The sequence below is a fragment of the Bacillus sp. 05T21 genome, assembly GCF_056396785.1.
In genome coordinates this window covers 1-10,113 of record NZ_JBFTMD010000055.1, presented here as the reverse complement: position 1 = coordinate 10,113, position 10,113 = coordinate 1, and the positions used below count along the sequence as shown (strand labels likewise).

The window sequence follows — 10,113 nt, the reverse complement described above, 5'->3', positions numbered from 1 at the left end:
TTATATATAGTCGTAGGATTTTCAATCTTATTTGTTGGTGGACTTTTGATTGTGCATCTATTTCAAAATAAGAATGAAAATGGAAAATAAATTTGTTTGATTGTATATCTCATACACGTCTAGTTAACATAACGTCCCATTATCGGTAGTAAATATTTTGATAGAATCTTTGTTTTTATGGGGTTTCTTGATTTTATGTCTATCTATCTCTTATATAGGATTTTATACATGGTTGATATAGCGGGGATCCGGAGGATCCTCGCTATTCTTTTTTTGCATAAAATCTTGTATAAATAAAAAAGATTTTGATGTGGGTATCGAGATGTAATGAGTATTCAATTTTAAAATTGATATGTGTTCCTAAGATTGGGTTTGTAACACAAACTATACAAATTACCCATGTAAAGATTATGGGAGTTAAGAATTTGAAACAAGTGATACGTGAATTATTAGGAAAAAGGGTATATCATTGCTATAGCGAATATATTTTTGAGGTGAGACGCTATGAAGACGTTATATAGTCCTGGCGACGTGGCAGAGCAATTAGGTATCCAATCTAGTACATTACGTAAGTATGCTGATGTACTAGAAAAAGAGGGTTATACTTTCATAAAGAATGAACGTGGGCATAGGAAGTATAGAGAAAGTGATGTAATGGTATTTCGTAAGGTTATCAATCTAAAGAACGACACAGATATGACATTAGAAAACGCCACAAAACAAATAGTATCATGGCATCAAGGCGTTGAGGTATTGCCATTAGAGCGACACGAAATTGAGCGCTATGAAGAACCGGATTTCAACGCTACAACGCTACAGACGATGCTTCAAGATCAAAACGAGGTCATTGAAAAGCAAAATGAATTACTACAAGAATTAAGCAAACGTTTAGTCGAACAAGACCAGCGATTCGCACAAAGAGAATCAGAGTTGTTGAGCGCTATACAAACGATACAGGAATCCCAAACGCTTATAGCGACGAATACTAGTGAAGACGTAGCGAAGAACCAGAGACGCGATGAAATGCTCATGCAAACAATAAGGGAAGTCCAGGAAGTTAAGAAGATGATTGCAGCAAGTAAAGATAAGAAATGGTATGAGTTTTGGAAATAATCTTTTGAAATTTGATTAATTATCTCTTGTCACTTTTAAAAAATATAGGAAAATGAATACAAAAGTAAAGCTTAGAGTTATATGAGAACTCTGAGCTTTTTGGGATACTACTGATAATTGGATTTTATGTGAACTAAATCTTAGGAAGAAGGAATTGAAAATGAATAAGAAATGTCCTAATTGTGGTTCTAGAGAAATCGGGCAAGATTCATTAAATGCCCAAGCATGTTTAAGACTTATTAGTACGAATAACCTTTTCAATCAATTTTCAAGAGTGATTGCTGATGTTTGCACGGAGTGTGGTAACATTTTATCTATGAAAGCAGAACATCCAGAGTATTTTAAAGTAGATAAATAAAAATTACTGATAATACAGATTATTTGAATGAAAAATCCCTTTAGAAGGAAGATCTGAAGGGATTTTTTTTATAGATTTTGAGATACATGGACTGCTGATAAGTGGGGTTATGGTAACTAGATTTGTATATGGGATGTATTTTTGAAAACAAAATAAGAGTTAAGCAGTCTTATAATTTAATCATAACTCAGCTGATTGTAATCATAACTCAGCTGATTGTAATCATCATGTTGCGTTGGTTTGGAAAACTTTTTTAGTTTAAATTATAAGGAGTAAGGTGAAGATGGTTATAAGGAAAGGAAGGTAGAGCTAAGATGCTATTTAATATTCTAATTGCATTTGTGTTACCTTGGGCTGTTGGAATTCTTCATCTTTATAAAAAAGAGAGAAGAATTATACCTCTGATTGGTTCATTTTTTTGTGTCGTTGCTTTTGTCGTAAATGAATTCGGCCTTTATTGTGGTTTTTGGAGGATTGCTCCTTTCTTTGATCAAAAAAACTGGTCTGCCTTACCTTTCAATATAGGAATTTATCCGATTTTGGCAAGTTACTTGATATTCTTTATAAAGAAAACCAAAAGACCGTACTTGATGGTCTTTTTCATATCGCTATTTACTACTTTTCTTGAAATGACATTAGTTTTAAGTGGGAAAGTCGTATATGGTAACGGTTGGAATATTATTTGGACATTTTTGTCCTACATCATTCCTTATATGTGGGTGTACTGGTATTATCTCTATTTAAGAAAGTTACAAGTCATGAGCTAAATCCTGAAGGCAACATAATAGAATTCGAATGTTTTTGATTGCTGATAACGAGATTTATGTGAACTAGTAGTATGTACCCGTAACTTGTTTATTTACAGTATTTTGAATGTATACTTTTCTAGTCATTTTTGAGGAAAATGGGTAAGTTGCGATAAAGCCAATAAAATCAAGGAAACAAAAGTAAACTTTTATTGAAAAGTTTACTTTCATTCTATAGGCGCACTTATAAGTATACTTACAAGTACACCTATAAGTATGTTTAATCTAGATAAAACCTCGCTATCCTGTCATTAGTCCTAATATAATAAGCCAAAAATTATACTAATCCTATAAAACCACAAATAAAAAAGTGCAAAATCTATCTACAGATTTCGCACCAAAAAACAGATAACAGATACAATCACTCGAAACATAGGAGAGTGTTTCAATACTTATTATAACCTATATATTTACATTTTTGCGTATTGATTTGAAAATATGTAAAAATTCATTATTTTATTTTGAATTTTCTTTTTATTTAAGTTATACTAAACAATAAAGAGACAAATCTCCCTTAGGCTGTCAATGATTATGCTAACGAAACACACCCAAAACCAAAAAACCAATTCCCGTGTAATGGAATTGGTTTTTTGGTGTACAGTTCATTCAAACAACAACTTGAACCCACTTCCATTTTCAATCTAATTTTATCATAAAAAACTCGTATTCCTTATATTTTTCTAACAAATAACTGAAAATCTAACAATTGTATTTTCATTTCAAAAATACAACTTATCTATATTTGAAACATGTTAATTCAATTGTAGAAGATTTGAAATGCATATTTTAAAGTTTAATCTAAGTCTAATTTAGAATATTTTGTCTTAATCCCCTTTTTCGGGGGATGGGCAAAAACATCCAAATTGTATATATTCTTGATAAATCTTTTGTGAATCTATTTCTGAAATGTTTCGTTTTTTCATTTCAGTTTTAATGAGATCTATTTCTTGATACATAGCTGTTGAAAGAATTCCTTTTGCTATGTTTTTATTAATTTCTATAAAAAAACCTACTAAAAGAGCATCTGATAATTGTTTATATAAAGACAAAAATGTTTCCTCCTCATAAAAAAATCATACAGATAAAACATTGTTATTTCCTATATATTCTATAAACTAAATTTTCACCCTGGTTTACTTAGACGGAATATTGGTGAACAAAATTAATAATTGTATCTGTGTATATACTATATCTTAATTTCATGATTTCAGTATATATATAATATATTTCAATTTCTAATGTAAACAAATATACAAAAGTTTACTTTCGTATTTATTTCGGTGAAACACTAAAAAAAATCTTTATATATATAATTTCTAATATATTAGTAGCGTAACCGCTTTTATTATGGTTTAGGGCCCCATTTATTAGACTAAGTAACTGAAGTAACAGTTAAAGTTACCACTAGTCCTATTAAAAATGATGCTGGTGCAGGTGCAAAAGTTTATTTATACTTAGAAAAGCAGACAACATTTGGTTTTGATGTTGTATCTGAATCGCTGTACAAAGGGGTTTTGGGATGAATGTAATTGTGTGGTTGATCGCTGCTTGTGAAATAGGGTTTTGGGTTGTTATCACTTTAGGTCTATTCACACGATATATCCTTAAAAAAAATAAATTAGGATTGTTTTTCCTAGCTTTAACACCTGTTATTGATTTAATTTTATTAGTTGCTACGGGTGTCGACTTGTATCGTGGTGCAATTGCTACCCAAGTGCATGCAATAGCTGCTGTTTATATTGGAATCTCAATCGCATTCGGTAGGAGTATGATTGAGTGGGCTGATATACGCTTTCAATATTATGTGATGAAACAAGGAGCGAAACCAGTTAAAAGATTTGGCATTGATTATGCGAAACACTACTTTAAAAGCTGGGGACAACATGTGCTTGCTTTTCTAATAGGTGCCGGAATTTTATTTGTCTTAATCTATTTAATTAACGATTCTTTTCGAACAGAAGTGTTGGTTGGCTTTCTAAAAGTATGGACACTTGTGTTGGGTATCGATCTTTTGATTGCCATAAGCAATTTTATTTGGCCGAAAAGGGAAAAAGGGTAACAATTTAATAATATCGCAATTGGACGCGATTGTTTAGTAAATCTACGCCTTAAGGCAACGTTGTTTTTTTAACAAGGGCAACTGCTAAACCAGAGCAGTTGCCCTTGTTTGGCGTTTGTCAATGTCTTGGAGCGGTACCGGACCGTAGGGAGGATAAGGAGCGGAAGGACATTGACAAACTCACTTCACCCGAACCCTCTGGGCATTGTCAAAACCTTTGTTTTGACCTGCCTACCGGCGAGGGAGCCCCTCAAGGATTGAGGGGTTGGGGAGTTCGATTAATGGGGTCTGGGGAAGAGTTCCCCAGTGGGTTTGGGCAAAGCCCAAGGTTTTGTTTTTTGCCATGCATGGCATGGCTCGGCGGAGCCGAAAAGCCTCGCAGAGCCCTATGTATTTTGTTACGAAGTGACAAAATACGTATAGGGTTACGTAAATTGACACAATTTCGTCGCCTTGCTAGACTTATTGTATCAATTAATCTAGGGGAAGTGGTGGCACTTTATGTTGTTCTCTATCTCATTTAATCAATCTCACCAAAGTTCATTAAGCCATAATAACAGAGAAAACATTCATGGGAATCCTGGCATCGATCCATCCAGGTTAGACGAGAATATTTACTTTGTTCAAAAGGACATCCGAAGTGTATACAAGGATGTTTTTCAAGAAGCCGTCGACAAGTATAACGAAAAGCAAAAACGTAATGACCGTAAGATTCAGGACTACTATGACAAAATACATAAAAATGAAAAGACACATGAGCAACGAGAATTGGTTGTAGCGGTTGGAGAGGGTAAAGATGACCCAAAGTATAGGGAAGCTAAAAAAGAAGCGTTAAAACAGTATGCGGAGGCGTTTCAAGGGCGAAATCCGAATCTAGCAGTCTATAACATGGTTTTACATGATGATGAAGCAAATCCGCATTTACATATTAACTATGTACCGAATTTCGAAAGTAGTCGAGGATTAACGAGGCGTGTCGGAATGGATAGAGCTTTGCAACAACAAGGCGTACAAGGAAAAGGGACGGAGTTGATTGCGAATTGGAGACAATTAGAAACGGCCTATATTGAATCTTTGGCTAAAGAACAAATTCCGAATTTTGAACGTGCCAATGTGGGTTCACATAAGTATATGAAAGTTCGTCAATACAAGGAATATGCCGAGGCAGTTTTTAACATAGAGAATCAAATTACTGAGATAAGCAAGCGATTGCCCAATAACAAAATTACGCTAAAGACCAAAAAGAAAGAGATAAAGACGGAGGTAAAACCAAAATTAATTGGTAAACCTGAAATCATTGAAAAAGAAACAGGTAATTATGTTTTTTCTCCAAAGCAACTCGAAAAGGTAGAAGAATTGATAACCGCAGCAGTCACTGTAAAAAAAGATTATGAGCGTTTGCAGAATACGGATTTGGTAAAAGAAAATAAGGAATTGAATCGTCAAGTTGATAGTTTGTATGATTCTTTAAAAGAATCTCAAAAGATAAATCTAGGGTTGAGAGAGGAGAATAGAAAATTAAATACTGAAATAGGCTCATTAAAAGCTCACATAAAGGATTTGAAGATGAATATAAGTGTTTTGTATAAACAGACGAAAAAAGTTTTAAAAGAGCAATTTAAGGTGTTTAGAGGGCTTATTAAAAAGGAATTGGGTAGCAAGGGTGTAGATAATCAATTTGAACGTGAACATAAGAGAGAAATGAGGAGACATCAAAATTTTGATAGGGAAAGATAGGAATGATAATGGTGAAAACATTGAATTGCATGAGTTTGAAGAAGAAAAAGAGGATTGAATGTTGTGTTTTTGCAAGAGATGGAAAGCTTTAACAAGGTGTTTCATGTTATTATAGAGAAAGACATACAAACGAGAAAAACCGCCCAAGCTTTGGTCGGCGAGGCGGTTTTTCATAATAAGGTTGGAATCAACCAATATATATTCTATATACATTCTAACATATAAAAGTTGATTCCTTCCACTAAGGGAGAGAATTATTTTATGACAAAAGTTGTAGATTTTGGACAAGCTGAAAAAAAAGCGAAAATAAGAGATAGTAAGATTGATAGTATTTATGACCAGTTGCAAGCCGGTGGTTACTCAGAAGAAGAGAAAGCAATGCTTTTGCAATTATTAAGTAAAACAACCGGTGGAGATGAGTATTTTATAGGGAAAAAGAAAAAACCTACAGATCGGGTGAGGTTTGTGCAAATTATAATGGACAATATGGAATATTTAAATCGTATTGGCTATTTTACTAATGCGGAGCAAGCGTTTTTATTGCAAATTTCTTCTTATTTGGAATTTAAAACTAATGTAATCATTGAAAAGGGTAATAGTAATGAAATTGAAACTAATGCAGCAACACCTAGTTATTTAGCTGAAAAGTTTGGTAAAACAAGAGAAAGTGTTTCTAAAACAATGAATTCTTTATTAAAAAAAGGGGTTTTAGGTGTTGCAGAAGCAGGAATGACAACTGATGATGGAAGAACTTGTACTAGTCGTACATGGTTTGTAAACCCGAATATTATGTGTTGTTCTCCAAAAGATAGTGTTGATCGAGCAACTCAACATATTTTTAAAAAGTCACTTAGAAATTTTAAAGTCAGTGGAGATAATAAAAAACATAAATTGCCAGTTTACTTATTTTAGATGCCAATTTTACTATTGACATCTTTTTTTTTGTCGTTTTTACCATTTTTTAGGTGTGAAAAAAAATTCACACAGGTGTGAAAAAAAATTCACACCCTATGTCTTATAAACCCTTGCTATTACTGACTTTCTTCACTTTGCTCTTCTCACTCTTATATATATAGCTAAAAGTTCCGCAAGGAACGGGTCGTATTTTTGAGAAAAGCACTCAAAAATCTCCACCCTCACAATAAAAAAAGTCGGTTCGTTTATCCTCACCTAAAAGCTAAGGCTTTTTCTTTTTTTATTGTGTCCTTGCAAAACTTTTTTCGGCTTGTGTGCTTTTCTCGCCAAGCCGACAGACAAAAAGCAAAGCAATGGTTCTCGACTTGGACTAGCAAGTATACAAGCCGAACCGCTTAGATCAATCGTTCAAAAATAGTCCTTATGCTACATGTTGATACGTTTTATACGTGGGGTTTCGCCCCCACACGACGAGCCAGCTTCTAGCCAAAAAGCAAAGGGGACATATAAAAAATGAAGCATAGGGAAGAATCTATTTTTATAGTGATATTAGGGAGAGATTTCCGGAAATTCAGATTTACAAAGTTAAGACTTTTGAGACAAGTCCTATAAGACACCATCAATCCTGACGCTACCCAATAATGAACCAGAGTCAGAAATTTGCATATATTATCTAGGTAATTTATCTATTTCAAAAACCAATGGAGGAATACTATGTTTACTTATTACCCTCGCGAAATGGTGGCTCACCCAATACTTCTTGAGGCTAGACAAATTTCTTCTAATCAAATTTTAATGACTTATGATAAACCAACTGATTTGGCATCTGCAACAAATGTCTCGAATTATTGGATTAGAAGTAATATGGGTCCCGTTGGCATTGCTAGCGTAGGAATGAAAGATGCACTTACAGCAGAAAATGCTATACGTCCAAATATGGGAATGATAGCGCCCGTTGATAATTCAAAAATGAGATTTGTTATAAATTTTAGAGTTAATGCAATGCAGGGGGTAATGTATACTGTGCTTCCATGTTTCGTTAACTTAGAAGGAATGTCAGGTTTTATGGGAGAAAATTGGGGTCCTAATAGCAAAAATATGTTTATTGGTATGTAAGTGAGAAAAAATTGATGATACGCTTAGATCAAATAGGGGTACCGCCAGCATTTTTGAAATGTACCACGCTAAGCAAAAAATACAATAAGCTGCCCATATGGACAGCTCATTTACATAATTATCGTTATCAGAAGCATAATACCTGTCTCTTTAAGGAATTCTCTACTTACAGTTTTACTTAAGGATTCGCCTTCTTCAACTTGTCTCCCTGAAAGTTCCTAAGTATCCGAACGTCAATGTGTTTTGACTAGTAAAACTTCATCATTATTGTTAGTTACATAGGCAAAAACGGAAACTACATGTTTCGGATAAGAATGGACCTTACCCAATCAAAGTAATCTCTTACTTACTTTGATTTTCTATATTTATTTTCTACAAAATTAAATGATTACCTCTTAAAGGGATAGCGTCCCGAAAATGTGGATTTACAACGTTAAGTTGTTTATAGCATTTTCGGGATGCTATCCAGCCTTATTTGAAGCAAAATTAGTTAAGTATTAATAGGGTAAATCCGCAAAATTCTGATGCTACCCTTATTGGCAAATGTTATATAATGTTGTGTGAGATACATAACCTGTCTTCCCGTTATAGGTAACTTTTAACCACTGATTAGAATTACTGTAATGACCTTGAACATACTCACCTTTTACCCATGTTCCAGTAATTCTCTTACCATTAGGAAATGTGTATAAAACAGACGATCCGACGCTGGAAAAACTGCGCATTTTTGAACCATATATACCTACCGTACCTCCTTTTGTGCAAGCTGTTACTACAGTTTTATCTTCAGTGGTATTCGTAGCCGCGAAAGCAGATCCACTAAATGTAAACAAACTAAACATAAAAGCTGTTAGTAAAGTACAAATAGATAAGCGACGTAACAAAATAAATTCCCCCTTTTTAATATAGACGTTATTAATACTAACTAGTCAGTATTAATTAATTTATTGTATGCTGAGGAATATACTAAAATTAATTAAACATTCAGTTTCTTTTTCGAAAAGGGGGTACTATGGTGAATTATCATCAAAAACAATCAGAAAATACGATTAACAAAATAATGCAATCGGGGATTGAATTATTTTCTAAACAAGGCTATTCTAGGACAAGCATTGATCAAATTGTAAAACATGCTGGATACTCTAAAGGGGCTTTTTATGTTCATTTTCCCAACAAAGAGGAGTTCTTGCTAAAGTTGATAAAAGAAGGTATAGATTTTTATTTTGAAGATTTAAAGGAAGCTCTTAATGGAAAAGATCAAGATTTGCTAAATACATTTAAAGAATACTCCATGCGTTTAGTAAATGAGTCTTATGAGAAGGGGTCTTCTCCTATGCTTCTCCAAGGATGTATGGTTTCGAATGAATTACCACAAATAAAAGAGATGCTTATTCTTCAGATGGAGGAATGGAGGTCATTTCTTACACATTTTTTTCAAAAAATGAAGGACGAAGGTATTGTCGGAAGTCCATTAGATGCTAGAACTTTAGCAACAACAAGCATGGCTATTTTTAATGGATTTAATTTGCAACATTTTGTAGACAATCGAATTCAAATCCAGGACATGCTAAATGTTTTTATTGAACTCCTTCAAATTCAAGAACCGAATAAAAAAGATGAATAAGAGTATGATGTCTGAATGATAATTTATGAATATTATATAGATGCTTGGTTAACATAACGTCTCATTATCAGAAGTAAAATTTAACTCGAAAATAGCTAATTTTATCAGTTGTTGAATGTCTGAAAAAAATCAAACCAATGATATTGTCGAGATCCTTTGGCAACTTCTTGCTGTGATGACTATCATAGTAACTTTTTCTCCAGCAACCACTATTAGTGGCTAATTACCATAAGGACTTATTTTTGAAATTTGCTGTTTTTTAGAAAGTATGTTAATTTAAGAAAGACCTATTTTTGTTCGGTTTGAGATTAAGAATAAATTTTGTTTTTCGTCTAAGGTATTTGAGCAGGGGTAGTAACATATGTGTGGGTATCCACACTAGGAG

At 33.4% G+C, this 10,113-nt stretch carries 10 protein-coding genes; 8 read left to right on the top strand and 2 right to left on the bottom strand.

What is annotated here, in order from left to right; translation table 11 throughout:
- Positions 1-504 precede the first annotated feature (504 nt).
- The 3 genes from AC1DKZ_RS32070 to AC1DKZ_RS32060 all read left to right on the top strand — a co-directional run bounded on the left by AC1DKZ_RS32070 (position 505) and on the right by AC1DKZ_RS32060 (position 2,238).
- Positions 505-1,113, top strand: coding sequence for a DUF3967 domain-containing protein (locus tag AC1DKZ_RS32070; RefSeq protein ID WP_431183687.1), 609 nt, complete (start codon positions 505-507; stop codon positions 1,111-1,113).
- Positions 1,114-1,273: 160 nt separating this feature from the next.
- Positions 1,274-1,471 (top strand): hypothetical protein, encoded by a 198-nt coding sequence (locus AC1DKZ_RS32065; protein ID WP_172555814.1) that lies wholly within the window; start codon positions 1,274-1,276, stop codon positions 1,469-1,471.
- Between the two features lie 314 nt (positions 1,472-1,785).
- Positions 1,786-2,238: a CBO0543 family protein gene (locus tag AC1DKZ_RS32060; protein WP_431183688.1), complete on the top strand. Its 453-nt coding sequence runs from the start codon at positions 1,786-1,788 to the stop codon at positions 2,236-2,238.
- A gap of 863 nt (positions 2,239-3,101) precedes the next feature.
- Here AC1DKZ_RS32060 and AC1DKZ_RS32055 read toward each other — a convergent pair.
- Positions 3,102-3,326, bottom strand: coding sequence for a hypothetical protein (locus tag AC1DKZ_RS32055; RefSeq protein WP_476997904.1), 225 nt, complete (start codon positions 3,324-3,326; stop codon positions 3,102-3,104).
- 470 nt (positions 3,327-3,796) lie between these two features.
- On the opposite strand from AC1DKZ_RS32055, the gene AC1DKZ_RS32050 reads away from it, so the two are divergent.
- The 4 genes from AC1DKZ_RS32050 (at position 3,797) to AC1DKZ_RS32035 (ending at position 8,104) form a co-directional block, all read left to right on the top strand.
- Positions 3,797-4,336 carry a hypothetical protein gene (locus AC1DKZ_RS32050; RefSeq protein ID WP_476997903.1) on the top strand — a complete coding sequence of 180 codons (540 nt, stop codon included), beginning with the start codon at positions 3,797-3,799 and terminating at the stop codon, positions 4,334-4,336.
- A 501-nt stretch (positions 4,337-4,837) separates the two neighbouring features.
- Entirely contained in the window at positions 4,838-6,073 is a 1,236-nt protein-coding gene (locus tag AC1DKZ_RS32045; protein ID WP_309515309.1) for a plasmid recombination protein, read from the top strand.
- A 261-nt stretch (positions 6,074-6,334) separates the two neighbouring features.
- Positions 6,335-6,985: a MarR family transcriptional regulator gene (locus tag AC1DKZ_RS32040; protein WP_309515310.1), complete on the top strand. Its 651-nt coding sequence runs from the start codon at positions 6,335-6,337 to the stop codon at positions 6,983-6,985.
- A gap of 717 nt (positions 6,986-7,702) precedes the next feature.
- Entirely contained in the window at positions 7,703-8,104 is a 402-nt protein-coding gene (locus tag AC1DKZ_RS32035) for a hypothetical protein (protein ID WP_309515311.1), read from the top strand.
- A 533-nt stretch (positions 8,105-8,637) separates the two neighbouring features.
- Here the strand turns inward: AC1DKZ_RS32035 and AC1DKZ_RS32030 are convergent.
- A complete protein-coding gene (locus AC1DKZ_RS32030) occupies positions 8,638-8,988 on the bottom strand; it encodes an SH3 domain-containing protein (RefSeq protein ID WP_309515312.1) in 351 nt (116 codons plus the stop codon).
- 128 nt (positions 8,989-9,116) lie between these two features.
- Here AC1DKZ_RS32030 and AC1DKZ_RS32025 point away from each other — a divergent pair, with 128 nt between their 5' ends.
- Positions 9,117-9,728 (top strand): TetR/AcrR family transcriptional regulator, encoded by a 612-nt coding sequence (locus tag AC1DKZ_RS32025; protein WP_105588301.1) that lies wholly within the window; start codon positions 9,117-9,119, stop codon positions 9,726-9,728.
- Positions 9,729-10,113: the final 385 nt, after the last annotated feature.